The organism is Pseudomonas sp. WS 5411 (assembly GCF_012985595.1).
Classification (GTDB): domain Bacteria; phylum Pseudomonadota; class Gammaproteobacteria; order Pseudomonadales; family Pseudomonadaceae; genus Aquipseudomonas; species Aquipseudomonas shahriarae.
Genome location: NZ_JAARMC010000006.1, coordinates 54,420 through 79,493 on the forward strand (window position 1 = coordinate 54,420; position 25,074 = coordinate 79,493).

26 protein-coding genes and 1 riboswitch are annotated in these 25,074 nt (G+C 62.6%); of the genes, 5 read left to right on the forward strand and 21 right to left on the reverse strand.

Annotated features, from left to right (window positions below):
• Positions 1-2: 2 nt before the first annotated feature.
• The 13 genes from HBR93_RS11770 to cobO form a co-directional block, all read right to left on the reverse strand.
• Entirely contained in the window at positions 3-554 is a 552-nt protein-coding gene (locus HBR93_RS11770; RefSeq protein ID WP_057438772.1) for a redoxin domain-containing protein, read from the reverse strand.
• 150 nt (positions 555-704) lie between these two features.
• Positions 705-1,904: an MFS transporter gene (locus HBR93_RS11775; protein WP_162947787.1), complete on the reverse strand. Its 1,200-nt coding sequence runs from the start codon at positions 1,902-1,904 to the stop codon at positions 705-707.
• A gap of 61 nt (positions 1,905-1,965) precedes the next feature.
• Positions 1,966-2,370, reverse strand: coding sequence for a MarR family transcriptional regulator (locus HBR93_RS11780; RefSeq protein WP_057438770.1), 405 nt, complete (start codon positions 2,368-2,370; stop codon positions 1,966-1,968).
• Between the two features lie 42 nt (positions 2,371-2,412).
• Positions 2,413-3,141 carry an adenosylcobinamide-GDP ribazoletransferase gene (locus HBR93_RS11785; protein WP_169960373.1) on the reverse strand — a complete coding sequence of 243 codons (729 nt, stop codon included), beginning with the start codon at positions 3,139-3,141 and terminating at the stop codon, positions 2,413-2,415.
• Positions 3,142-3,717, reverse strand: a complete 576-nt coding sequence (gene cobC, locus HBR93_RS11790) for an alpha-ribazole phosphatase family protein (RefSeq protein WP_169960374.1) — start codon at positions 3,715-3,717, stop codon at positions 3,142-3,144.
• Positions 3,714-4,769 (reverse strand): nicotinate-nucleotide--dimethylbenzimidazole phosphoribosyltransferase, encoded by a 1,056-nt coding sequence (gene cobT / locus HBR93_RS11795; protein WP_169960375.1) that lies wholly within the window; start codon positions 4,767-4,769, stop codon positions 3,714-3,716. The genes cobC and cobT overlap by 4 nt, the downstream gene beginning before the upstream one ends.
• Complete coding sequence (gene cobU, locus HBR93_RS11800; protein WP_169960376.1) at positions 4,766-5,287, reverse strand: bifunctional adenosylcobinamide kinase/adenosylcobinamide-phosphate guanylyltransferase; 522 nt, start codon at positions 5,285-5,287, stop codon at positions 4,766-4,768. Before cobU ends, cobT begins: the two co-directional genes overlap by 4 nt.
• Before the next feature lie 10 nt (positions 5,288-5,297).
• Positions 5,298-6,749 carry a cobyric acid synthase gene (locus HBR93_RS11805; RefSeq protein WP_169960377.1) on the reverse strand — a complete coding sequence of 484 codons (1,452 nt, stop codon included), beginning with the start codon at positions 6,747-6,749 and terminating at the stop codon, positions 5,298-5,300.
• Positions 6,746-7,735, reverse strand: a complete 990-nt coding sequence (cobD, locus tag HBR93_RS11810) for a threonine-phosphate decarboxylase CobD (RefSeq protein WP_057438765.1) — start codon at positions 7,733-7,735, stop codon at positions 6,746-6,748. Before cobD ends, HBR93_RS11805 begins: the two co-directional genes overlap by 4 nt.
• On the reverse strand, positions 7,728-8,636 hold the full coding sequence (gene cbiB, locus HBR93_RS11815) for an adenosylcobinamide-phosphate synthase CbiB (protein ID WP_057438764.1): 909 nt from the start codon (positions 8,634-8,636) through the stop codon (positions 7,728-7,730). The genes cobD and cbiB overlap by 8 nt, the downstream gene beginning before the upstream one ends.
• A complete protein-coding gene (bluB, locus tag HBR93_RS11820; RefSeq protein WP_057438763.1) occupies positions 8,633-9,283 on the reverse strand; it encodes a 5,6-dimethylbenzimidazole synthase in 651 nt (216 codons plus the stop codon). Before bluB ends, cbiB begins: the two co-directional genes overlap by 4 nt.
• Entirely contained in the window at positions 9,280-10,644 is a 1,365-nt protein-coding gene (locus HBR93_RS11825; RefSeq protein ID WP_115127640.1) for a cobyrinate a,c-diamide synthase, read from the reverse strand. Before HBR93_RS11825 ends, bluB begins: the two co-directional genes overlap by 4 nt.
• Positions 10,641-11,252 (reverse strand): cob(I)yrinic acid a,c-diamide adenosyltransferase, encoded by a 612-nt coding sequence (gene cobO, locus HBR93_RS11830; protein WP_057438761.1) that lies wholly within the window; start codon positions 11,250-11,252, stop codon positions 10,641-10,643. The genes HBR93_RS11825 and cobO overlap by 4 nt, the downstream gene beginning before the upstream one ends.
• 79 nt (positions 11,253-11,331) lie before the next feature.
• Positions 11,332-11,580: riboswitch (cobalamin riboswitch) on the reverse strand.
• 99 nt (positions 11,581-11,679) lie between these two features.
• On the opposite strand from cobO, the gene HBR93_RS11835 reads away from it, so the two are divergent.
• Positions 11,680-12,993 carry a sorbosone dehydrogenase family protein gene (locus HBR93_RS11835; protein WP_169960378.1) on the forward strand — a complete coding sequence of 438 codons (1,314 nt, stop codon included), beginning with the start codon at positions 11,680-11,682 and terminating at the stop codon, positions 12,991-12,993.
• A 133-nt stretch (positions 12,994-13,126) separates the two neighbouring features.
• Here HBR93_RS11835 and HBR93_RS11840 read toward each other — a convergent pair whose 3' ends face one another.
• The 5 genes from HBR93_RS11840 to HBR93_RS11860 form a co-directional block, all read right to left on the reverse strand.
• On the reverse strand, positions 13,127-13,666 hold the full coding sequence (locus tag HBR93_RS11840) for a C40 family peptidase (protein ID WP_057444557.1): 540 nt from the start codon (positions 13,664-13,666) through the stop codon (positions 13,127-13,129).
• A gap of 144 nt (positions 13,667-13,810) precedes the next feature.
• Positions 13,811-14,440, reverse strand: coding sequence for an NlpC/P60 family protein (locus HBR93_RS11845; RefSeq protein WP_029292404.1), 630 nt, complete (start codon positions 14,438-14,440; stop codon positions 13,811-13,813).
• A 213-nt stretch (positions 14,441-14,653) separates the two neighbouring features.
• The gene (gene hda, locus HBR93_RS11850) at positions 14,654-15,358 is read right to left on the reverse strand and encodes a DnaA regulatory inactivator Hda (protein WP_032857040.1); all 705 of its coding nucleotides are present in this window, start codon (positions 15,356-15,358) and stop codon (positions 14,654-14,656) included.
• 215 nt (positions 15,359-15,573) lie between these two features.
• Positions 15,574-16,647 (reverse strand): AI-2E family transporter, encoded by a 1,074-nt coding sequence (locus tag HBR93_RS11855; protein WP_115127636.1) that lies wholly within the window; start codon positions 16,645-16,647, stop codon positions 15,574-15,576.
• A gap of 43 nt (positions 16,648-16,690) precedes the next feature.
• Positions 16,691-17,749, reverse strand: a complete 1,059-nt coding sequence (locus HBR93_RS11860; protein WP_169960379.1) for a DUF2066 domain-containing protein — start codon at positions 17,747-17,749, stop codon at positions 16,691-16,693.
• Between the two features lie 355 nt (positions 17,750-18,104).
• On the opposite strand from HBR93_RS11860, the gene purM reads away from it, so the two are divergent.
• The 4 genes from purM to HBR93_RS11880 all read left to right on the forward strand — a co-directional run bounded on the left by purM (position 18,105) and on the right by HBR93_RS11880 (position 21,093).
• Positions 18,105-19,163, forward strand: a complete 1,059-nt coding sequence (gene purM / locus HBR93_RS11865) for a phosphoribosylformylglycinamidine cyclo-ligase (RefSeq protein WP_032857036.1) — start codon at positions 18,105-18,107, stop codon at positions 19,161-19,163.
• Positions 19,163-19,813, forward strand: coding sequence for a phosphoribosylglycinamide formyltransferase (gene purN, locus HBR93_RS11870; protein WP_169960380.1), 651 nt, complete (start codon positions 19,163-19,165; stop codon positions 19,811-19,813). The genes purM and purN overlap by 1 nt, the downstream gene beginning before the upstream one ends.
• 8 nt (positions 19,814-19,821) lie before the next feature.
• Positions 19,822-20,535, forward strand: coding sequence for a DUF3108 domain-containing protein (locus tag HBR93_RS11875; protein ID WP_057444555.1), 714 nt, complete (start codon positions 19,822-19,824; stop codon positions 20,533-20,535).
• Between the two features lie 369 nt (positions 20,536-20,904).
• Positions 20,905-21,093 (forward strand): hypothetical protein, encoded by a 189-nt coding sequence (locus HBR93_RS11880; RefSeq protein ID WP_057438755.1) that lies wholly within the window; start codon positions 20,905-20,907, stop codon positions 21,091-21,093.
• A gap of 94 nt (positions 21,094-21,187) precedes the next feature.
• Here the strand turns inward: HBR93_RS11880 and HBR93_RS11885 are convergent, their stop codons facing one another.
• The 3 genes from HBR93_RS11885 to relA all read right to left on the reverse strand — a co-directional run bounded on the left by HBR93_RS11885 (position 21,188) and on the right by relA (position 25,002).
• On the reverse strand, positions 21,188-21,733 hold the full coding sequence (locus HBR93_RS11885) for a DUF2058 domain-containing protein (protein ID WP_057958846.1): 546 nt from the start codon (positions 21,731-21,733) through the stop codon (positions 21,188-21,190).
• Positions 21,734-21,758: 25 nt separating this feature from the next.
• On the reverse strand, positions 21,759-22,592 hold the full coding sequence (gene mazG / locus HBR93_RS11890) for a nucleoside triphosphate pyrophosphohydrolase (protein ID WP_169960381.1): 834 nt from the start codon (positions 22,590-22,592) through the stop codon (positions 21,759-21,761).
• A gap of 166 nt (positions 22,593-22,758) precedes the next feature.
• The gene (gene relA, locus HBR93_RS11895) at positions 22,759-25,002 is read right to left on the reverse strand and encodes a GTP diphosphokinase (RefSeq protein WP_038446847.1); all 2,244 of its coding nucleotides are present in this window, start codon (positions 25,000-25,002) and stop codon (positions 22,759-22,761) included.
• Positions 25,003-25,074 lie beyond the last annotated feature (72 nt).

Here is a 25,074-nt window from a genome sequence, read left to right on the forward strand (position 1 = left end):
AATCAGGGTTTGGAAGCCAATGCCTGCTCCACGGCCTCGATCAGATCCGGGCTGTCCGGTTTGGTCAGGCTGGAGAAGCTGGCGATCACCTTGCCCTGGCGATCCACCACATACTTGTAGAAATTCCATTTCGGCGCGTTGCTCTGCTCGGCCAGGACCTTGAACAGATGCGCCGCATCGGGGCCCCTGACCTTCTGTGGCTCGGTCATGGTGAACGTCACGCCGTAGTTCACATAGCAGACCTTGGCCGTTTCCTCGCCTGTCTTGGCTTCTTGCTTGAAGTCATCGGAGGGCACACCAATCACTTCCAGGCCGTCACCTTTGTAGCGCTGATACAACGCCTCCAGTCCCTTGAACTGCGGGGCGAACCCACAAAAACTGGCGGTATTGACGATCACCAGGGGCTTGCCGGCAAAGCGCTGGCACAGGTCGATGGACTCCTTGGCGCGCAATTTGGGCAACTGGCCCTCAAGCAACGTTGGGCAATCGGCGGCCATGGCGACACCACCAAGGCCCATCATCAGGGCGGGTACTGCAAGCCAACGCATTAACATGTCGGGTGTCCTTGGACAAAGTCAGGCAAACAACTTAACAGATCGACATACCCAGTTGCATCAACGCCAGCCCGCTGCGCTGCCAGCCCCACCAGGCCAGCAGCAACAGCGTCAGCAGGCCGGCTGCGCCAACCCAATACCCGATCGAGTTCATGCTACCCCCATCTGCGCTTGCAACCTGGCCACAGGCCGCTCACGCACGGGCCAATTAAGGGCGGCCGCGACCAGGCTCAAGACGATCGCCACCTGCCAGATCAAATCGTAGTTACCGGTTCGATCATAGACCACGCCCCCCAGCCAGCCGCCGAGGAACGAGCCCAACTGATGGAACAGGAACACGATCCCACCCAGCATCGACAGGTTTCTCACACCAAATAAGGTCGCCACCGTACCGTTGGTCAGCGGCACGGTCGACAGCCATAAAAAGCCCATGGCCATGCCGAACAGGTAGGCACTCATTTGCGTCACCGGCGCCCACAGGAACAACACGATCACCACCGCCCGCAGCAGGTACAGCGCGGTGAGCAAACGCGGTTTGGACATCCGCCCGCCGAGCCAGCCCGCCGTGTAGGTGCCGAAGATATTGAACAGGCCGATCAGCGCCAACACCGTGGTGCCGACGGTCGCCGGCAGGTGCTGATCCACCAGGTAGGCCGGCAAGTGCACGCCGATAAACACCACTTGGAATCCGCAGACAAAAAAACCAAAGGCCAACAACCAGAAACCGGAATGGGAACAGGCTTCATGCAAAGCCTCGCGCAGGGTTTGCTGACCAGCCATGACCGGCAGCGGGCGGTCCTTGATCATCGTCACCAGCGGCACGATCAGCGCCACCAGCAGACCCAGCACCAACAAGGCGGCGGACCAGCCCAGCCAACCAATCAGGCCGAGGGTGCCCGGCAACATGGCGAACTGGCCAAAGGAACCGGCGGCGCTGGCAATGCCCATGGCCATGCTGCGCTTTTCCGGGGCCACGGCACGTCCGACCACGCCGAGGATCACCGAGAATGAGGTGCCGGACAGGCCGATACCGATCAACAAGCCGGCACTCAAGGACAGCGACCATGCCGAATCGGACAAGCCCATGAACACCAGGCCCAGGGCATACAGCACGCCACCGATCATCACCACTTTGGCCGCGCCAAAGCGGTCGGCCAGGGCTCCGGTAAACGGCTGCGCCAGGCCCCAGATCAGGTTTTGCAAGGCGATGGCAAAGGCAAAGGTTTCACGACCCCAGCCGAACTCGGCGCTCATGGGCGCCAGAAACAAACCAAAGCCATGCCGCACGCCCAGGGAAAGGGCCAGGATCAGCGCACTCCCGACAAGAATCCAGCCACTGGTACGCCACATTGAGGTCATTATTATTCTCCGCTACGGGTATATACCCGCTTGTATTCGAACAAGCCCGCGTTTAAGCGAGTTCATCCAGCAAGGCCAACAGGGTTTCGCGTTTTTGCACGCCCAATTTATCGATCAGTTTCTGCTGCGCCGCTTCCCAGGCCGGCAATGCGGCCGCCAGGCGCTGTTTGCCTTGCTCCGTGAGCACCACCAGACGGTTGCGCAGGTCATCGCCTTCGACCAACCGCACCAGGCCTTCGCCCTCCAGCACCCGCAGGTTACGCCCCAGGGTGCTGCGGTCCAGGCCCATGGCATCGGCCAGGCTGGAAATACTCGGTTGATTCAGACGCTGCAGGTTACACAGCAAAGAATACTGGGCGACGTTGATTCCGAAGCCATCGAGGGCGCCGTCGTAGTGCCTGCTGACGCCACGGGCGGCACGACGCAGGTTGGTGCATAAACATTGGGAGGCAAGCATGGAACGTGTATATACCCGCGATTAAGGAAATGCAAGAAAGTGTTACAGAGCCAGACCGATCAACACCGCCACTTCGAGCAGCTCCAGCAAGGCGCCGGCCGTGTCACCGGTGGTGCCGCCCAGTCGATTGATCATCACCTGCCGCAAGCCCACAAAGCAGATGGCCGCCAGCAACACCGCAATCCCGCCGCTGAAACCGCCGATCAACACACACGCCAGGCCACTGAGGATCAGCACCTGCTGCCCGACAATCCGTGGCAAATGGTCAGCCAGCGCCTGGCCCAGGCCCCCGGCACGCACATAGCGGGTGGTGAGAAACAGTGCCAGCAACGAGCTGCGACCGATCAATGGGGCGAGGATCAAGGCGGCGCCATTGTGTTGCTCGATCAGCGCCACCAGCGCGGTGAATTTAAGCAGCAGCACCAAGCCCAGGGTCACGACAGCAATCGGGCCGCTGCGCGGGTCTTTCATGATAGTCAGGGTGCGTTCGCGGTCGCCAAAGCCACCCAGCCAGGCGTCGGCGCTGTCCGCCAGGCCATCCAGGTGCAGGCCGCCACTGAGCAACACCCACGCCGTCAGCAGCAGGGCCCCGTGCAACAGCAAGGGCGTGCCCATCAACAGCGTGTTCAAGCCCCACAGCAGCAACCCGAACAACAGCCCTACCAGCGGATAAAACAGCAGCGAGCGCCCCAGTTCCTGGGGTTGCGGCATGCCCGGCAGGCGAATCGGCAGGCTGCTGAGAAACTGCAAGGCAATCCAGAATGGCAACATTCAGGCGCCCTCGCTCAACACACCGTCGGCCTCGACCCGCAGGCTGAACAGGCCGCCGTGGCCCACCTCGACATTCAGCAACTGCTCACGGGGCAAGCCGCGGGCCTGGGCCAGCAGTAAACGCATGACGCCACCATGGCTGATCAGCAGCACCCGTTGGCCGGCATACAGCTGATGCAGACGTAGGACAGCGTCCCGTACACGCTGGGAAAACGCCTCGACAGGCTCGCCATCCGGCGGCGTAAAGCTATACGGATCAGCCCAGAAAAGCCCCAATGCTTCGGCATCGGCTTCCATCAATTGCACCGCGCTCTGCCCTTCCCAGGCGCCGAAGTGCAGTTCCTGCAGATCCTGTTCCAGGCTCACCGGCAGGTTCAGGCGTGCGCCCAACTCCTCAGCAAAACGCGCGCAGCGCTGCAGCGGCGAGCTGACCAGACGATCCCACGGCCCGCGCGCCAGCACCGCCTCACGCATCTGCGCCCAGCCCTTGGCGGTCAGGGCATCATCCAGGCTGCCGCGCAAACCACCGCCCAGTTCGGTCTCACCATGGCGTAGCAGGTCCAGGTGCAAGGTCATGCCGGGCGGTCCGCCACGGCCGCTTCTGCAAATGTCGCCATCTGCCCGTGTAACGCACAGGCCAGACGCAACAGCGGCACCGCCAGCGCCGCGCCGCTGCCCTCGCCCAGGCGCAGGCCCAGTTCCAGCAGCGGCTGGGCTTCAAGGCTTTGCAACACATGGCGATGGCCCGGCTCGGCGCCCCGATGGCCGAACAACAGCCATGGCCGGCACGACGGGTTGAGGCGCGTGGCGACCAGCGCCGCGACGCTGCAGATAAACCCGTCGACCAGCACCACCACCCCCGCCTGGGCGCAGGCCAGATAGGCCCCCACCAACCCGGCGATCTCCAGGCCACCGAGATTGAACAAGGTCTGCAACGGGTCGCCCCGCTGCCCGGCATGCAATGCCAGGGCCCGCTCGATCACCGCGACTTTATGGCTCACGCCCTGGGCATTCAGGCCGGTGCCGGGACCGGTCAGGTCGCTGACCTGGCAATCGAGCAAGGCACAGGCCAGCGCACTGGCGGCAGTGGTGTTGCCGATGCCCATCTCACCGCCAATAAACAGCTGCGCACCGGCGTTGATCGCGCGCTGCACGCTGTCACGCCCCGCCGCCAGGGCCAAATGGCCCTGGGCCTCGGTCATGGCCGCGCCCAGCACAAAATTGGCCGTGCCCGGGGCGATATTCAGGTGGCGCACGCCCGGCAGGTCGAGCGACGGCTTCACGGTGCCCAGATCCACCACTTCCAGCTGTGCATCCAGTTGGCGGGCCAGCACACTGATCGCCGCGCCACCGCTGACAAAGTTGTGCAGCATCTGCCCGGTGACTTCCTGGGGATAGGCCGAGACCCCTTCCGCGACCACCCCGTGATCACCGGCAAAGATGGCGATCCACACCTGCTCGACCGTCGGTTTGACCCGGCCCTGCAAACCGGCCAGTTGCACTGCCAACGCCTCCAGTTGCCCCAGGGACCCGGCGGGCTTGGTCAGTTGTTGCTGGCGGGCCAGGGCTTGTTCATAAGCCGCAGCGTCCAGCGCCTTGCACGGGTCCAGCCACCAGGATGGGCTCATAACGCAGTACCTTTCAAAGTCAGGGGCAGGCCGGCAACGGTCAGCACTACACGCTGACACCGCTCGGCCAAGGCTTGATGCAGCCATCCGGCTTCATCCACATAGCGGCGAGTCAATTCGCCCAGCGGCACGACACCCAGACCGGTCTCGTTGCTGACAAAAATGATTTCGCCCGGCAGCGACGCCAGGCAGTCCAGCAGGGATTCACGCTCGACGCCCAGGCGCTGCGGGTCGTCCAGCAGCAACAGGTTGGTGAGCCACAGGGTCAGGCAATCGACCAGCAGGCAATGCCCAGGGGCCGCGTTTTCACGCAGAACCCGCGCCAGTTCCAGCGGTTCCTCGATCAACCCCCACTGGCTGGGACGGCGCTGGCGATGCAGGGCCACGCGCGCATTCATCTCACCGTCCAGGGGTTGGCTGGTGGCGATATAGGTGACGGGCAAGGCGCTGTCGCTGGCGAGTTTTTCCGCCAGGCGGCTTTTACCGGAGCGGGCGCCGCCGAGGATCAGTTGCAACATGGTCAAGCCCTCAAATCCCACATAACTGGCGCAGCAATCGGGTATCCAGATGCTGCTCCACCAGGTCCGCCAAGCGCTCGATATCGCGCTCGCGCAAGCCGTGGTAATCCACTTCCTGCACATCCTGCAAACCGGCCCAGCGCAACACGGCGCTGCAGGCCGCCGGGGTTTCGAACAGGCCATGCAGATACGTGCCGAGGATTTGCCCGTCATCGCTGCAGGCACCGTCGCTGCGGCCGTCATCCAGGCGTACCGCTGGCTGCGCCAGGGCGGCACCTCGGGTCACGCCCGCATGGATCTCATACCCGCTGACCGGCGCCTCTTCCAGCACCAGCCGGCCGCGCACATTGCGCAATTGTTTCTCGGCTTCCAGGGTGGTGCTGAACGCCAGGAGGCCCAGGCCATCACTGGAGCCCTCAGGCCCTTCCAGGCCCAGTGGGTCGTGGACCTGCTCGCCCAGCATCTGCAGGCCACCGCAGATGCCCAGCACCTTGCCGCCGTAACGCAAGTGCCGGGCAATGGCCGTGTCCCAGCCATTGGCGCGCAGATAGGCCAGGTCGCTGCGCACGCTTTTCGAGCCGGGCAGGATGATCAGGTCGGCGGCGGGGATTGCCTGGCCCGGCCCGACAAACTGCAAATCCACCTGGGGATGCAGGCGCAGCGGGTCAAAGTCGGTGTGGTTGCTGATGCGTGGCAGCACCGGCACCACCACCTTGAGCACCTGCGCCGCCTTGTCGATCTGGCGCTGGTCGATGCCATCCTCGGCTTCCAGGTGCAGGTCCATCACATACGGCAGCACCCCCACCACCGGCTTGCCGGTGCGCGCCTCAAGCCAATCGAGGCCCGGTTGTAGCAGGGCGATATCGCCGCGAAAGCGGTTGATGATAAAGCCCTTGACCCGCGCCTGTTCCGACGGCGACAACAGCTCCAGGGTGCCCACCAGATGGGCGAATACCCCGCCGCGATTGATATCGGCAATCAGCAACACAGGGCAATCCACCGCTTCGGCGAAGCCCATATTGGCAATGTCATTGGCCCGCAGGTTGATCTCGGCCGGCGAGCCTGCGCCTTCGACCATCACCACCGGGTAGGCCGCACTCAAACGCGCGTGGGAGGCCAGCACCGCCTGCATGGCGATGGCCTTGTAGTCGTGATAGGCCACGGCATTCATGCTGGTCACGGCGCGGCCATGGATGATGACCTGGGAGCCGGTGTCGCTATTGGGCTTGAGCAGCACCGGGTTCATATCGGTGTGCGGCGCCAGGTTGGCAGCCTGGGCCTGCACAGCCTGGGCGCGGCCGATCTCGCCACCTTCTGCCGTCACCGCGCTGTTGAGCGCCATGTTCTGCGGCTTGAAGGGCACCACCGGCACGCCCTGGCGCACGACCCAACGGCACAGTGCGGTCACCAGAGTGCTTTTGCCCGCGTCGGAGGTGGTGCCTTGCACCATCAGGGTGGTCATGAGGTTTGCTTCCAGGCAGTCAGGGCCTGTTCAAGGCGCAGCCAATCGGCATCAGTCCCGGGCAGGCCAAAACGCAGGCTGCTGTCGTGGACAAACAGGCGCAGCAGGATGCCGCGCTGGGCCATGAATTCATGCAACTGCTCGGCGTGATCGCTGATCAGCCACTGGAACAGCGCGCAGCCACCTTGCGGGCGCAGGCCATACTGCTCCAGCAGGCGGAACAGGCGCTGGCTGGCGTCTTCGCAGCGCTGGCGCTGGTAGGTATGGCCGGCGCTGTCGCGCAGGCAGACCTGGCCCAACTCCCGGGTCGGCCCGCTCACTGCCCAAGGCCCGACCTGTTCGGCCAGCAGCTTGAGCAGTTTGCGTTCGGCCAGCACAAAACCCAGGCGCACCCCGGCCAGGCCGAAAAACTTGCCGAACGAGCGCAACACAATCAGCCCGACTTGATTGGCCTGGCTCGCCAGGCTCAAGTGCGGGGTGTTGTCCATAAAGGCCTCATCCACCACCAGCCAGCCACCGCGCTCGGCCAGGCGCGCATGCCAATCCAGCAGGCGCTGGGGCGTGAGGCTCAGGCCGGTGGGGTTGTTGGGATTGACCACCACCAACACGTCGAGGCTGTCGAGGAAGAAGTCGACTTCCTGCTCCAGCACCTCGCGCACGATGTAACCGGCGCGGCGCCAGGCTTCGGCATGCTCGGCATAGCACGGCGACAACACGCCGACCTTGCCCGCCCGGCGCAGGCGCGGCAGCAACTGGATGGCCGCCTGGGAGCCCGGCACCGGTAATACCTGGGCCGCGCCGTAGTAATCACAGGCTGCTTGTTCAAGGCCATCATCGGTCTCTGGCAAGCGGGCCCAGGCCCGCAGCGGGATAGGCGGGATGGGCCAGGGCCAGGGCGCGAGGCCACTGGACAGGTCCAGCCAGTCTTCCTGGGCAATGCCGTACTGCAGCGCCGCCTTGCGCAGCCGTCCACCGTGTTCAAGCATAGAAATGCGCCCCCGCACACAGGATCAACACCCACAGCCATACGCCGCGCTGCACCAACTGCCAGCCACGCTCGATGGAATCGGCATCGGCCGGCGGCCCTTCGCCGAGGATCGGACGCTGGTGCAACTCACCGTGATAAATCGCTGCCCCGCCCAACTCGACGCCCAGGGCACCAGCGCCCGCAGCCATCACCGGCCCGGCATTCGGGCTGTCCCAGGTCGGCCCCTGGCGACGCCAGCATGTGAGCGCCAGGCGCGTCTTGCCGAGCACGGCGTAGGTCAACGCGACCAGCCGCGCAGGAATGTAATTCAGCAGGTCGTCAATCTTCGCCGCCGCCCAGCCAAAACGTTCAAAACGTTCATTGCGATAGCCCCACATGGCATCCAGGGTATTGCTCAGGCGGTACAGCACCACGCCGGGCACGCCGGCCACGACAAACCAGAACAGCGCGGCAAACACCGCGTCGCTGCCGTTTTCCAGCACCGACTCGGTGGCTGCGCGGGCCACTTCGGTGCTGTCCAGCTCACTGGTCTGCCGGCTGACCAGGTAACTCACGCGCGTGCGTGCTTCGTCCAGGTCGCCGCTGCGCAGGGCCTGGGCCACCGGCAACACGTGCTCACCCAGGCTGCGCATGCCCAGGGCCAGGTACAACGCGAGGATCTCGATCACCCAGCCGAAGTAAGGCGCCCAGGACAAGGCCGTGGCCAGCAAGGTCAGCGGTATCACCGTGATAAACCACGCGCTCACGCCATGGCTGCGCCAGCCACGCCCCGCGGAGTTGAAACGTTGCTCGATGCGCCCGGCAAAATTGCCGAACGCCACCAGCGGATGCCAGCGCCTGGGCTCGCCCAGCAGCGCATCCAGCGCCACGGCAGCGACACTCAGCAAGGCCACACTCATTGACTCACTCCCCAATAATTCTCATACAGCATGTCACTCAGCGGACGCGGTTCGGTCCAGCCTTCGAGTTGCAACATCGGTGCCGGATAGAACTCCGTCACCGGGCCCAGGCACAGCACGGCCAGGGGCTTGGCACCGGGTGGCAGGCCCAGCAGGTCGGCCAGGTCCCGGGGTTCGAACAGTGACACCCAGCCCATGCCCAGGCCTTCGGCGCGGGACGCCAGCCATAGATTCTGGATCGCACAGGACAGCGAGGCCAGGTCCATTTCCGGCAAGGTCCGACGCCCGAAAATATGCCGTTCACGGTCATCCATCAACGCCGCCACCAGCACCTCGGCACAGTCGTGGATGCCTTCGACCTTGAGCCTCATAAAGTCGTCCGAGCGCTCGCCCAAGGCTTGCGCGGTGCGGATACGCTCGGCTTCCACCAACTGCTGGATCTGCCCGCGCAGGTTGCGGTCGCTGATGCGGATAAAGCGCCAGGGCTGCATCAGGCCGACGCTGGGCGCCTGGTGCGCGGCGTGCAGCAGGCGGTGCAACAACTCGGGGGCGACGGTGCCGCCACTGAAGTGGCGCATGTCGCGGCGTTCGGCAATGGCGCGGTAGATGGCGTCGCGCTCGGCCTGGGGGAAGGCGTTGTCGGTCATGACCCTATCGCGGGCAAGCCCGCGCCTACCGTTGCAATACAATCGCCTGCGTTGGCGGCGTCTCGATCCGGCGCAAACAGCGCGGCCACTGCAACCGGGTTCGACGGGAAATAAAAGTGCACATAGGAGGCCGTCATCCGCCCCTGGCGATACACCGCCTCGGCGCCGCGCCCGCCATTGGGGCTCAGGCCACGGGCAATCGGCTGCCACGGCGTGCTGGTCAGGGAATGATGGTAGGTGTGGCCGCGCAATTCGCCTTCCGGCAATTCGACCGTTTGCAGGGCCAGGGCCGCCAGGCGTTTCTGCATGACCGCATCGCCTTGCAGCAGCCCCAGCAGTTCGGCGCGCGTGCCCTCGACATCGGTCAGGGAGTCGAGCAGGTAGAGCATGCCGCCGCACTCGGCCAGCAATGGTTTGCCGGCGCTGTGGTGGGCGCGGATCGCCTGCAGCATCGCGGTGTTTTGCGACAGCGCCTGATGATGCAACTCCGGGTAGCCACCGGGCAGATAGAGGCTGTCGGCGTCGGGCAGCACGCGGTCATGGATCGGCGAGAAGAAGTGCAACTGCGCGCCCATCGCCCGCAGTAAGTCGAGGCTGGCGCCATAGGTGAAGGCAAAGGCTTCGTCACGGGCCACGGCAATCCGCACCCCGGCCAGCAACGGCTGGGCCTCGATCACCTCGGGCGCAGCGAATTCCACCGGCGGTGGCAGCGCTACCTCGCAACTGCTGGCCAGGGCGGCGGCGGCGGCATCCAGGCGCAGGTCGAGGTCATTCAACTCGCTGGCCTGCACCAGGCCCAGGTGGCGGCTGGGCAGCTCGATCCCGGTTTCCCGGGACAGCGCGCCGTACCAGCGCAGGCCTTCGGTCAGGCTGCCTTCCAGCAACTGCGCATGGCGCACGGTGCCGACGCGGTTGGCCAGGACCCCGGCGAACGGCAGGTCCGCCTGGTAACGCGCCAACCCCAGCGCCAGGGCGCCAAAGGTTTGGGCCATGGCGGTGCCGTCGATCACTGCCAGCACCGGCACGCCAAAGTGGCGCGCCAGGTCGGCGCTGGACGGTGTGCCGTCGAACAGGCCCATCACGCCCTCGATCAGGATCAGGTCCGCCTCCCCCGCGGCTTCCCACAACAGGCGACGACTTTCCTGCTCGCCGACCATCCACATGTCCAATTGATAGACCGGCGCACCACTGGCGCGCTCATGGATCATCGGGTCGAGAAAGTCCGGGCCGCACTTGAACACCCGGACCTTGCGCCCCAGGTTGCGATGCAAACGGGCCAGCGCGGCGGTGACAGTGGTCTTGCCCTGGCCTGACGCCGGCGCGGCGATCAGAACTGCTGGGCAATGGCGCGGCTGGTTCAAAGTTCGATGCCTTTCTGTGCCTTGATACCCGCCTGGAACGCGTGCTTGAGCATGCCCATTTCGGTGACGGTATCGGCCATTTCAATCAGTTCCGGTTTGGCGCCGCGGCCGGTGACCAGCACGTGCTGCATCGGAGGCCGGGCTTGCAGGTCGCTCAACACTTGGTCCAGGTCCAGATAGCCGTGCTTGAGCGCGATGTTCAGCTCATCCAGCACCACCAGGCCGATGGATGGATCCTGCAACATTTCCCGGGAGACCTTCCAGGCCGCTTCGGCGGCGGCGATATCGCGCTGGCGGTCCTGGGTCTCCCAGGTAAAGCCCTCGCCCATCACATGGAAGCGCACCTGCTCGGGGAAGCGGCGGAAGAACAGCTCTTCACCGGTGCTGTTACGGCCCTTGATGAACTGCACCACGCCACATTGCATACCGTGCCCCATGGCCCGGGCGAGCATGCCAAACGCCGAACTGCTCTTGCCTTTGCCGTTGCCGGTCAACACCAGCAGCAAACCGCATTCATTCGGTGAATTGGCAATGCGCTCGTCAATCACCGCTTTTTTGCGCAGCATGCGCGCCAGGTGGCGTTCGTCACGATCAGGGGTATCAGTCATGGCAGCTCTCCGTTGGGGCTGGACAAAAACGGCGGGCAGGAAAATACAACTTAAATGAAGCCAAGCATCGCCCACCGTGATGCTGTTGGATGAATCAGGCCGGTCTCCGGGCTCATGAGTGGCGCCCGATTGACCAGGGCAAGCCGACGATGCGCCTTCCCATATCGCAGGCGATACAGTGGCAAAAGCAGCGTCTTGACTCATTTACCGTTGCGGGGGCAGCGCCGGGATCGTGGCCACACTGTAGAAAAGTGCGCACACTCACCGGCTTCCCTGTTTCACTCGGTCGGCGCGTACGCCACAGAGCACCTGAAACAAGCGGCGAAGGTTAGTGGGTTGGGGGTACAGCGTCAATTAAAGCCGGCCACGTACTTGAACCATCGCCGCGCGCCATACCTCTATGACTACAGGCATTGAGGAGAAAAACATGCACAAGACCCGACTCGCCCTACTGATCATGGCCGCAGGCGCACTCGCTGCCTGTGGCGAAAGCTCAACCTTGCAGGTATCCGATGGCACCGGGCCGTCGCCCAAGCTGCCGGAACCGAATAAAACCCTGATCCCCACCGTCAACATCGCCCCGGCGATTGGCTGGCCCGCCGGGGCCAAGCCCAAGGCCGCCGCCGGCACCCAGGTTGGCGCCTTCGCCGAAGGCCTGGATCACCCGCGCTGGCTGTATGTATTGCCCAATGGCGACGTGCTGGTGGCCGAGACCAACGCGCCGCCCAAGCCGGATGACTCCAAGGGCATTCGTGGCTGGGTCATGGAAAAGGTCATGGGCCGTGCCGGTGCCGGCGTACCCAGCCCGAACCGCATCACCCTCCTACGCGATGCCGACCATGATGGCGTGGCGGAAACCCGCACGGTGTTCCTGGAAAACCTCAACTCGCCGTTTGGCATGACCCTGGTGGGCAACGACCTGTATGTGGCCAACTCGGACAAGCTGCTGCGCTTCCCCTATCAACCGGGAGAAACCGCGATCAAGGCCCAGGGCACCAAGGTCATCGACCTGCCGGGGGGCCCGCTCAACCACCACTGGACGAAAAACGTGGTGGCCAGCAAGGACGGCAGCACGTTGTATGTGAGCGTGGGTTCCAACAGCAACGTCGGTGAAAACGGCCTGGAAGCCGAACAGGGGCGTGCGGCGATCTGGGAAGTCGACCGGGCCAGCGGCAAGCAGCGGATTTTTGCCTCCGGGCTGCGCAACCCCAATGGCATGGCCTGGGAGCCGCAAAGCGGCAAGCTGTGGACGGCAGTCAACGAGCGCGATGAAATCGGCAGCGACCTAGTGCCAGACTACATCACCTCGGTCAAGGATGGCGGCTTTTATGGCTGGCCGTTCAGCTATTACGGCCAGCATGTGGACGTGCGGGTCACACCGCAGGACCCGGACCTGGTGGCCAAGGCCATTGCGCCAGACTATGCCGTCGGCCCCCATACCGCGTCGCTGGGCCTGACCTTTGCCGAGGGCAACACCCTACCGGCGCAATTTGCCCATGGCGCTTTTATCGGCCAGCACGGTTCGTGGAATCGCAAGCCGCACAGTGGGTACAAGGTGATCTTTGTGCCATTTGCGGAGGGCAAACCCAACGGCGCGCCGGTGGATGTGCTGACCGGTTTTCTCAACAGTGATGAGAAAGCCATGGGCCGGCCAGTGGGCGTGGTGATCGACCAGCAAGGCGGGTTGCTGGTGGCGGACGATGTGGGGAATAAGGTGTGGCGGGTATCTTCAGCCAAATAAATGATTTGTAAACACCCCAAAACAACTGTGGGAGCGGGCTTGCCCACGATGGATGTGGATCAGTCAGGAATCTATCCACTGACACACCGCCATCGCGGGCAAGCCCGCTCCCACATTGGGTTTTATATTTGGCTTAGGGATTACGCGCCAATTGCCCCGCCGGCAACACACGCTTGGCGCTCAAATAGGCATTCTGCCAGTAGGCCTTGGACAAGGTATCAAGCTTCACCGTACCGCCGGTTTGCGGCGCATGCACGAAACGCCCTTCACCCACGTAGATGCCGGCATGGCTGACCTGCGAGCCGCCGCCCGTGGCGAAGAACAGCAGGTCGCCGGTCTGCAGCGCGTCTTCGCGTACGTCCTGGGCCCGCATCACGATCAGCTCGCGAGTGGTGCGCGGCAGCGAGATGCCCGCGGCGTCGCGGTAGACAAAACCAATCAAACCACTGCAATCAAACCCCGAATCCGGGGTGTTGCCGCCCCAGCGGTAAGGCGTGCCCACCAGGCCCAGGGCGCGAAACAGCACATCTTCGGCCACTGGCGAAAAGTTCTGGGTGGAATAGTTGAATACCGGCTTGGGCTTGACGGCCACAGGCGCAGGTGGAGGACGGCTGGCGCAGGCACTGAGCAGTGCGGCGCAAACAACAAGAATTAGGCGGGCCGAGGTCGACATGGGCAGAACAATCCTGATCTGGATGCGGCTTTCGCTGCCGAACGCTGAAAACTAGACCGCGCAAGCAAGCTTGCGCGGTCAGGTTCGCAACAATATCTCAGGATTCTAGCGCTTACGCGTCAAACTTCAAGTATCACTTTAACTTTACTTGCGAGCGGTAACGGTAGTCGGGGCCATCGCCAAAGCGCGCTTGGCTTCGATGAAGGTTTTGCTCCAGTAGCTGTCACCCAGCTTATCGACCCGCACCCCACCGCTACGGCGGCTGCTGGAGTGGATGAACTGGTCATCGCCCAGGTAGATACCGGCGTGGCTGACGCGACCACGGCCGTTGGTACTGAAGAAAAGCAGATCGCCAGGCTTGAGGTTGTTTCGTGCGACCAACGGTGCATCCACGTTGATCATTTCGCGGGTGGAGCGCGGCAGGTTCATGCCGGCTTCTTCACGAAACAGGTAGCCGATAAAGCCACTGCAGTCGAAACCGGCTTCAGAGGTACCACCGAAACGGTAACGGGTACCGATCAGGGACATGCCGCGTTCGAGGATACTGTCGGCCAGCAGTGGCAGCTGATAAGGCTTGCTGTCGGCAAACTGGGCCAGTTCTTTTTCGGTCGCCACCTCTTCTTCATAAACAGAAGAAGACTGCGTTGCGACGAATTTGGCTTGATGCTGTTGTTGTGGCTTTTGCTGCTCGACCACCTGCTGGGGGTGGGTGGCGCAACCAAACAACAGGGTAACGAGTGCGAGAGGCACGAGGGGTGCGAAGCGATTTAGCATGGGCACGACCGTGGCTGATATGTAAAGAAGCCGAGACTATGCCTTCTATGACATCGATTTGCAAATTCAATCGTGATCTATGTGACTTCTTGTTTGACCTATGTCATCTAAGCCCTTAAACCCCATTTAGACCCTTTTGCGTGGCCAGAGCGGCCCAAACGCAGGTTTTCTGACGCCTGTAATTTGCCAAGAGCCCCGGTTTTAAAGAGCTGGCTACCAGCCGAGGGTTTCTTTGAGGAAGGGAATGGTGAGCTTGCGCTGGGCCTGCAAGGAGGCCTGATCGAGTTGTTCGAGCAAGTCGAACAGCGCGCTCATGCTGCGGGTGCCACGGGTGAGGATGAAATGCCCGACTTCATCGGTCAGGTGCAGGCCACGACGCGAAGCGCGCAGTTGCAGGGCACGCAGCTTGTCTTCGTCGGACAGTGGGCGCATCTGGAAGATCAGCGCCAGGGTCAGCCGCGACTTGAGGTCTGCCAGCTTGACCGGCAATTCTCGTGGCGAGGTAGAGGCGGCAATCAACAGACGCCGGCCGCTGTCGCGCAGGCGGTTGAACAGATGGAACAGCGCTTCTTCCCAGTCCGCCCGGCCGGCAACGGCTTGCAGGTCATCCAGGCACACCAGTTCGTATTGCTCAAGGTTATCGAGGATGCCGATGCCACGGTCCAGCAGCTCGGCCAACGGCAAATACACCGCTGGCTCCCCCATCTGCTCAAAGCGCAGGCAGGCGGCCTGCAACAGGTGGGTACGCCCCACGCCGTCCTTGCCCCAGAGGTAGATCAGGCTTTCCGTCCACCCGGCGTCGGCTTCGCAGAGCCGCTCGACATAGCCGAGTGCAGCGGCATTGGCGCCTGGGTAGTAATTGATGAAGGTAGCGTCGTCACGCAGACGCACACCTAGGGGCAGCTGAATCGGTTTCATGCTGACTGAACGGCTCCAATCGAACCGTTAGTGGCCTCTGTGAAAAGTTTGCAAAGTTTATACCCGTGACGCCGGGCGCACAATGCAACAGACCACAAGCAAAATCAAAGGTTTGCGTTAACTGATTGGATTTTTTGGAGATTGTTTGGCGCGATGGCTAAATGCCAAGCCCCGCAGACAACAAACCCGGCCTTGAGCCGGGTTTGTGATCAGTCTTACAACTGAGGGTCATCGGCGCCCGTATAGACGTCCGAATCCTTGTACACATCGTGCACATGGCGCACCAGCACCATGATCACCGCCGCTACCGGCAGCGCCAGGAGGATGCCGGTAAAGCCGAACAACTCGCCGCCCGCCAGGATCGCAAAGATCACCGCCACCGGATGCAGGCCGATGCGGTCGCCCACCAGCAGCGGCGTCAGCACCATGCCTTCCAGAGCCTGGCCGACCATGAACACCGCGACAATCCCCAGCATCGGGTACAAGTCGCCGCCAAACTGGAAGAGGCCAGCCACCAGCGCCGCACCAATCCCGATGACAAAGCCCATGTACGGCACAATCGCCGCGAGGCCGGCAATCATGCCGATCAACAGGCCCAGTTCCAGGCCGATCGCCATTAGCCCGCCAGCGTAGATAATCCCCAGCGCCACCATCACCAGCAATTGCCCACGGACAAAGGCGCCCAGCACCTCATGGCACTCCCCGGCCAGGGACACGATGCGCTCCTCGCGATCACGGGGCAGCAGGCTGCGGATCTTGGCCATCATGATGTCCCAGTCACGCAGCAGGTAGAACGCCACCACCGGGATCAATACCAGGTTGGTCAGCCAGCCAATCAATGCCAGGCTGGAGGCCGTGGCCTGACTGAGGATCACCCCGACGATATCGGTGGTCTGGCCCATATGCTCGCTGATCGCGGCCTTGACCTTGTCGAACTTCCAGAAGCCATCGGCCAGGCCGAGTTTGGACTGCACCCAGGGCATGGCCGTGTGCTGCAGCCAATCGAGCATTTGCGGCGCCAGTTCGTACAGGCGCAACAGTTGCTTGGCCAGCATCGGCACCAGCACCAGCAACAGCGCCATGACGATCAGGGTAAACAGCGCAAACACCGCCACCACGCCCCAGGTGCGCGACAACCCGGCCTTTTCCAGGCGATCCACCACGGGATCGAACAGATAGGCCAGCAGCAACGCGACCAGGAACGGCGTCAGGATCGAATGCAGCAAGAACACCAAGACGCACAGCAGGACAATCCCGCCAAGCCACACCCAACGACGCGTATCCGCCATAAACCACTCCATCTGTTATTTGCTTCTATATAAGGAAGAACATTTACCAACGGAAACGCAGTTGCGGCTCAGGCTCGGCTTGCGGCACCGCCACCGGCTGCGCGCCTTCGGCCACGGGCGACGGCACAGGTTGTGGCGCGAGCGCCTCACCGGCCGGCACTTCCTGCAACCTGGCCAGGCTCAATTGGCTGCGCAACTGCTCGCTGCTGCCGTTGACGCGATAGACGATCCGGTCACCCTCCACCCGCTGCAACTGCGCACCAAACGGCTCCAGCAGATGACCGAGGGCGGCGTAGCGCTCCAGAGTCATGCCCTGCACTTGCAGCAACTGCTCGCTGGACACCCCGGCCTTTACCGCAAAACGGGGCGCCAGGCGCTCGCTGACTGCCAGCAGCACGGCATCGGCCAACGCCGCGGGATCGGCGCCCTGCACCGTGCCCTGCTCGGCTTTGTCACCCAGCCACAGGCGCCACTTGGCTTGCCATTGGCCCGCGTCTTCACGGGCATGCACCGCCAGCAAGGCGTCGGCGCCATAACGTTCGGAGGCCGCACGCAGAGGGGCCGGATCGGCACTTTCAAGAGTGGGTGCGGTGGCGACGATCTGCTCATCGAGATCGCCCAGCGGCAGGCGCAAAGGCAGGCCGCGATGCTGGGCCGCACGGCGCAGCGGCTCGGCAGCCGACTGGCCATCACCGACCAGGCTGCTGCCTTCAGTGGAATCGCTCAGCCACCAGCCAAGGATCGACGGCCGATTGTTGCCCCACAACGCCAGGCCGGCATCGCGCAGGGCGCGGTCGGTGCTGACCGGATCGAAATCCACTTGCAGGCTTTCCGGCGGGCCGGCGTCGTAACCGTACTGGCTGATGATCTGTTGCGGATCCTTGCGGATCGCCGCCAGGCCAGGGCCCTGGGCGGCCTTCGCGTCGCCGGTGAGGCGGGCTACCAGGGTCTGCAGGGCGCGCTGGGTAGCTTGTTCACGCTCCTCCGGCGCCTGACTGCTGACCGGCTCCAGCACTTGATAAAGACCATTAACGGTTTCGGCATGACTGGCCAGGCTGACCAACGACAAACAGCCAACAAAAAAGTATCTACTCAGACCCATGAAAAAAGATTCCCGAACGACAAAAAAGCGGCTGGAACAGGCCGCGTGAAGAAGGTTAAGCAAGGCTGTGACCACAGCGACCGGCAAAACATTCACAAGGCCCCGGTAAGTTTTCGTACTGTCATAACGATAGCGGGTTAAAGGCTATACCTTAATACAGGCGATCGCGGCGCCTATTAAGGTTTTTTTAGCACCATATGCCCCTGCCCGTCGGCCCGAGGATGGCCGCTGCCCCTCAAGCCTGATAAAATCGCGCGCCTTCGCAGACCGTCAACGGCTGGGCGTCCTGAAGTGTTCAGCTTCTGTGCCCACCGCATCGGTCGTTACCCCTGAATCCCCCCTAAAGGCCTGGATCATGAGCAAGCAACCCTCCCTGAGCTACAAGGACGCCGGTGTAGACATCGACGCCGGTGAAGCATTGGTCGAACGCATCAAGAGCGTCGCCAAGCGCACTGCGCGCCCCGAAGTCATGGGCGGCCTGGGCGGTTTCGGCGCCCTCTGCGAGATCCCGGCCGGCTACAAGCAGCCAGTGCTGGTCTCCGGCACCGACGGCGTGGGCACCAAGCTGCGCCTGGCCCTGAACCTGAACAAGCACGACACCATCGGCATCGACCTGGTGGCCATGTGCGTCAACGACCTGGTGGTATGCGGCGCCGAGCCGTTGTTCTTCCTCGACTACTACGCCACCGGCAAGCTCAACGTGGAGACCGCTGCACAAGTGGTCACCGGTATCGGCGCTGGCTGCGAACTGTCGGGTTGCTCCCTGGTCGGCGGCGAAACCGCTGAAATGCCGGGCATGTACGAAGGCGAAGACTACGACCTGGCCGGCTTCTGCGTCGGCGTCGTGGAAAAAGCCGAGATCATCGACGGCTCCAAGGTGGCGGCCGGTGACGCCCTGCTGGCCCTGCCATCGTCCGGCCCGCACTCCAACGGCTACTCGCTGATCCGCAAGATCATCGAAGTGTCCGGCGCCGACATCGAGAACACCCAGCTCGACGGCAAGCCTCTGACCGACCTGCTGATGGCCCCGACCCGCATCTACGTCAAGCCATTGCTCAAGCTGATCAAGGACACCGGCGCGGTCAAGGCCATGGCCCACATCACCGGTGGCGGCCTGCTGGACAACATCCCGCGCGTACTGCCAAAAGGCGCCCAGGCCATCGTCGACGTGGCCAGCTGGCAGCGCCCGGCGGTCTTCGACTGGCTGCAAGAGAAAGGCAACGTCAACGAGACCGAAATGCACCGCGTGCTGAACTGCGGCGTGGGCATGGTCATCTGCGTGGCTCAAGAGCACGTGGAAACCGCGCTGAACGTTCTGCGTGAAGCCGGCGAGCAGCCATGGGTGATCGGCCAGATCGCCACGGCTGCCGAAGGTGCTGCCCAGGTTGAACTGAAGAACCTCAAGGCTCACTGATGCCAGCAACCTGTGATGTCGTGGTGCTGCTCTCCGGCACCGGCAGTAACTTGCAGGCCCTGATCGACAGCACGCGCGCCGGCGACAGCCCGGTGCGCATCGCTGCGGTGATTTCCAACCGCAGCGACGCCTACGGCCTGCAACGCGCCCAGGACGCGGGTATCGACACCCGCGCCCTGGATCACAAGGCGTTCGACGGTCGCGAGGCCTTCGATGCAGCCTTGATCGAACTGATCGACGCCTTCAACCCCAAGCTCGTGGTCCTCGCCGGTTTCATGCGCATTCTCAGCGCTGATTTCGTGCGCCATTACCAGGGGCGCCTGCTGAATATCCACCCTTCCCTGCTGCCTAAATACAAAGGGTTACACACTCACCAACGGGCCCTTGAGGCCGGCGATACGGAGCACGGCTGCAGCGTGCACTTTGTCACCGAGGAACTCGATGGCGGGCCTCTGGTCGTACAGGCAGTAGTTCCGGTAGAGTCTGCGGACTCAGCGCAGAGCCTTGCGCAACGGGTTCACACCCAGGAACACAGGATTTACCCGCTGGCGATTCGCTGGTTTGCCGAAGGCCGCTTGGTTCTCGGTGAACAGGGTGCATTGTTGGATGGCCAGTTACTTGCGGCCAGCGGCCACTTGATTCGTACCTAGGAGATTTTATGCGTCGCGCCCTGCTCTTCGCTTTTGCTCTGTTTGCACTGCCTGCCGTGCATGCGGCAGACCTTCAGCCTTTCTCCGCCAGCTATACCGCCGACTGGAAGCAGTTGCCCATGAGCGGCACTGCGGAACGCAGCCTGGAAAAAAACGCCGACGGTACCTGGAAGCTCAGCTTCAAGGCCTCGATGATGATCGCCAGCCTGACCGAAACCAGCACCTTGACCCTGGACAAGGATACTTTGCTGCCACAGTCCTACCACTTTGAACGGGGTGGGCTGGGTAAAGCCAAGAAAGCCGACCTGGACTTCGATTGGACCGCCAAGATGGTCACCGGCACCGATCGCGGTGATGCGGTGAAGATCCCGCTGAACCGTGGCATGGTCGACAAATCCACTTACCAGTTGGCCCTGCAGCATGACGTGGCCGCCGGCAAGAAAACCATGAGCTACCAAGTGGTGGATGACGGCGAAGTCGACACCTATGACTTCCGCGTGCTGGGTGCCGAGAAAGTCGAGACCAAGGCCGGCAAGATCGACGCCATCAAGGTTGAGCGCGTGCGCGACCCGACGCAAAGCAAGCGCATTACTGTGATGTGGTTTGCCAAGGATTGGGATTACCTGCTGGTTCGCCTGCAACAAGTCGAAACCGACGGCAAGGAATACAACATCATGCTGTTGGACGGCACGGTCAACGGCAAGGCTGTGAAAGGCAGCTGATCGTTGAGTGTTTAAAAGAGCCTCGCTAAATGCGGGGCTTTTTTTCGCCTGGCGTTTGGAGTGAGGCGACTGACGTTATCGCAGGCAAGCCAGCTCCCACAGGTGGTGCATTCCAAGGTGGGAGCTGGCTCGCCTGGGATGGCGGTGGAAGGCCTGGCACCCGGCCAAAGCCTGACTCGAACATGAAGCTTTTGTCATAAAACCCCAGGCCCTGCGACGCAATGTCGCGGTTTACGTGGCCTGGAGCATTGTTGCGTTTGCTGCAATGAATTGTTGCGTGCAAAGTCAGTTTACTTAGCAAGCTAACAAAATATATAACAAAGGCCTGCGACGCCTTGCCGCAGATCAACCAGAGACTGGAGCAAGCAGATGACAGTAAAAGTAACGGAACGCGACGATGCCCATATGTCCCACGAGGCCCTGGCCCACGGGATTCATATCTGGGATGTGCATCAACAAGACCTGCTGGTCGGTATGTTTCACAACGAGTGCGACGCCCATAACTATAAAAACGAGCTCGAAACCCTCGAAATGAGACGCCAGGCATCAAGCGCCTGAAGCGCTGAAATCCCATAGCCACCCGGCCCACGCAGCCGCAGTGCCTATAAACACAAACCCCGCCTTTTGAGCGGGGTTTGTTGTTTTTAACGCCTTACCACATCAGGTCGTCAGGGATCTGATAGGCGGCGTACGGATCATCCTCATCCGGCACCTGGGTCTCGGTGAGGATGTTCATCTGGACGATACGCTCAGGTGCGCGCTCCTGAATTTTCAGCGCGGCCTCCCGTGGAATCACTTCGTAACCGCCACCGTGATGGACAATCGCCAACGAGCCGTTGCTCAGCTTGTTGCGCATCAAGGTGTTGACCGACAGGCGCTTGACCTTCTTGTCGTCCACGAAGTTGTAGTAGTCCTCGGTGGTCAACTTGGGCAGGCGCGAGGTCTCGATCAATTGCTTGACCTGCGCGGCACGGGCCTTGGCCTCGACCTTTTCCTGCTGCTGGCGGTTGAGCTCCTGGTCGCGCTTGACCTTCTCGGCCTGCGCTTCCAGGGCCAGGCGCTGCTGGGTGTCATCGGCCTGGGCCTGGCCTTTGTGAACCAGGCGCTGCTGCTTCTGCTTGTCTTTGCCGACCTGCTTGGCCTGCTTCTGATTGACCAGGCCTGCTTTGAGCAACTGGTCGCGAAGGGAAATGCTCATGGTGCTTACTCACTTAGGCAACTGCTCAACCGCAGTTGGACACATTCTTTTCCTGGCGTTTGGCTTCGCCCCATAGGGCGTCCAACTCTTCGAGGGTGCAATCTTCCATGGGACGGTGGGTGTCGCGCAATGCCTGTTCGATAAATCGGAATCGCCTTTCGAATTTGGCATTGGCACCGCGCAGGGCGGTTTCCGGGTCCACCTTGAGGTGCCGGGCCAGGTTGACCGCTGCAAACAGCAGGTCACCGACTTCATCGGCAATCGCTGCCGGGTCGTTGTCGGCCATGGCTTCGAGCACTTCATCGAGCTCTTCACGCACGTTATCCACCACCGGCAGCGCCGCTGGCCAGTCGAAGCCGACCTGGCTCGCGCGCTTTTGCAATTTGGCGGCGCGGGACAGGGACGGCAAGGCGTGGGGTACATCATCGAGCAGGGACAGTTGCTGTGGGGCGGCGGATTTTTCTGCGCGCTCCTCGGCCTTGATTTGCTCCCAGCGCGCCTTGACCTGCTCTTCGCTTAACTGAGGGATATCCAGCGGCGCATACAGGTCGCCGGTGGGGAACACATGGGGATGCCGGCGAATCAGCTTGCGGGTGATGCTGTCGACCACGCCGGTGAACTCGAAGCGCCCTTCTTCCCGGGCCAGTTGGCTGTAATAGACCACCTGGAACAACAGGTCGCCCAGCTCGCCTTGCAGATGCTCAAAATCCCCACGCTCGATGGCGTCGGCGACTTCGTAGGCTTCTTCCAGGGTGTGAGGCACGATACTGGCGTAGGTTTGCCTGATGTCCCACGGGCAACCGTATTGCGGGTCGCGCAGACGGTTCATCAGGTGTAGCAGGTCTTCAAGTGAATACATCGTTCTCTATCCGATCAAGTGGGAAAACCACCGAGCAAATGTGGGCGCCGGGCTTGCCCGCGATGCAGGCATATCGGTATCGGGTAGACCGAGGCGCCTGCATCGCAGGCAAGCCAGCTCCCACACAAGCCCGCTCCCACATTTCAGGCCGCACTCATCCAGCGATTCATGGCGTGCGGTTACGCCGGGTCTCGATGATGTTCGGCAGTTGGGAGATACGCCCCAGCAGCCGCCCCAACGCGTCCAGACCCGGAATCTCGATGGTCAGGGACATCAACGCGGTGTTGTCCTCCTTGTTCGAGCGGGTGTTGACCGCCAGTACGTTGATCCGCTCGTTGAGCAGCACTTGCGAGACGTCACGCAGCAACCCCGAACGGTCGTAGGCGCGGATGATGATGTCCACCGGGTAGGTGAGCACCGGCACCGGGCCCCAGCTGACCTGGATGATCCGCTCCGGCTCGCGCCCGCCCAGTTGCAACACCGAGGCACAATCCTGGCGGTGAATGCTCACCCCACGGCCCTGGGTGATGTAGCCGACGATCGCGTCGCCCGGCAACGGCTGGCAGCAGCCGGCCATCTGGGTCATCAGGTTGCCCACGCCCTGGATCTGGATATCGCCGCGCTTGCCCGGCTTGTAGCCGGTGGCCTTGCGGGGAATCAGCTCCAGTTGTTCGCTGCCGCGCTCCGGCTCCACCAACTGCTGGGCCAGGTTGACCAGTTGCGCCAGGCGCAGGTCGCCGGCGCCGAGGGCGGCGAACATGTCTTCGGCAATCTTCATGTTGGCTTTTTCGGCCAACTTGTCGAAATCCACCTGGGGCAGGCCCAGGCGCCCCAGCTCGCGCTCGAGCAGGGTCTTGCCGGCGGCGACGTTCTGGTCCCGCGCCTGCAGCTTGAACCAGTGGACAATCTTCGCCCGCGCCCGCGACGTGGTGATGTAGCCCAGGTTCGGGTTCAGCCAGTCGCGGCTCGGGGTGCCGTGCTTGCTGGTGATGATCTCGACCTGCTCACCGGTCTGCAGGCTGTAGTTGAGCGGCACGATACGCCCGTTGATCTTGGCGCCACGGCAGTTGTGGCCGATCTCGGTGTGCACCCGGTAGGCGAAGTCCAGCGGTGTCGCGCCCTTGGGCAGGTCGATGGCGTGGCCGTCGGGGGTGAAGATATAGACCCGGTCTGGCTCGATATCCACCCGCAACTGTTCGGCCAGGCCGCCGATATCGCCGAGTTCTTCGTGCCACTCCAGCACTTGGCGTAGCCAGGAGATTTTCTCTTCGTACTGGTTGGAGCCCGCCTTGACGTCGGTACCCTTGTAGCGCCAGTGCGCGCAAACCCCCAGCTCGGCTTCTTCGTGCATGGCATGGGTGCGGATCTGCACTTCCAGCACCTTGCCCTCGGGGCCGATCACCGCCGTGTGCAGCGAGCGGTAGCCGTTTTCCTTGGGGTTGGCGATGTAGTCGTCGAACTCCTTGGGAATATGCCGCCACAGGGTGTGGACGATGCCCAGCGCGGTGTAGCAATCGCGCATTTCCGGCACCAGCACGCGTACGGCGCGCACGTCGTAGATCTGGCTGAAGGCCAGGCCCTTGCGCTGCATTTTGCGCCAGATCGAATAGATGTGTTTGGCGCGCCCGCTGATATCGGCTTCGACGCCGGTCGCCTGCAACTCCGAGCGCAACTGGCCCATCACATCGCTGATAAAGCGCTCACGATCCAGCCGCCGCTCATGCAGCAGGGTGGCGATCTGTTTGTATTGATCGGGTTCGAGGTAGCGGAAGGACAGGTCCTCCAGCTCCCACTTGATATGGCCGATCCCCAGGCGGTGGGCCAGGGGCGCGTAGATATCGAAGACCTCGCGGGCGACGCGGTTGCGCTTTTCGTCATCGGCGGTTTTCACCGCACGGATCGCGCAGGTACGTTCGGCCAGCTTGATCAGCGCCACGCGTACGTCGTCGACCATCGCCACCAGCATCTTGCGCAGGTTTTCCACCTGGCCCTGGGTGCCCAGCACCATCGACTGGCGCGGGCTGAGGCTGGCGCTGATCGCAGCCATGCGCAGCACGCCGTCGATCAGCTTGGCCACCACCGCGCCGAAACGCTGGCTGACCAAGGGCAACGCAATATGCCCTTCGCGCACGCCGCGATAGAGCACCGCGGCGATCAGCGAGTCCTGATCCAGCTTGAGGTCGGCGAGGATCTCGGCGATTTCAAGCCCGGTACGGAAACTGGAAGTTCCTTCGGCCCACAGATTCTTGGCCGCATTGTCTTGCTGTTCGGCCTCGCGAGCGAACTCGCAGGCGGCTTTCAAGGCTTCACGGTCCAGTGCCGGATCGACACTGACGGCATGATCCAGCCATGCCTCGAGATTGATACTGCCGTCGGTGTTGATCGGCTGGTGTGCTCTCACCTGTACCATCTTGCTTACCTTCCCTACGACGCGCCTGTAGCGCGTCAAAATCGCTGACCCTTGTAACGCGAACTCCCTGGC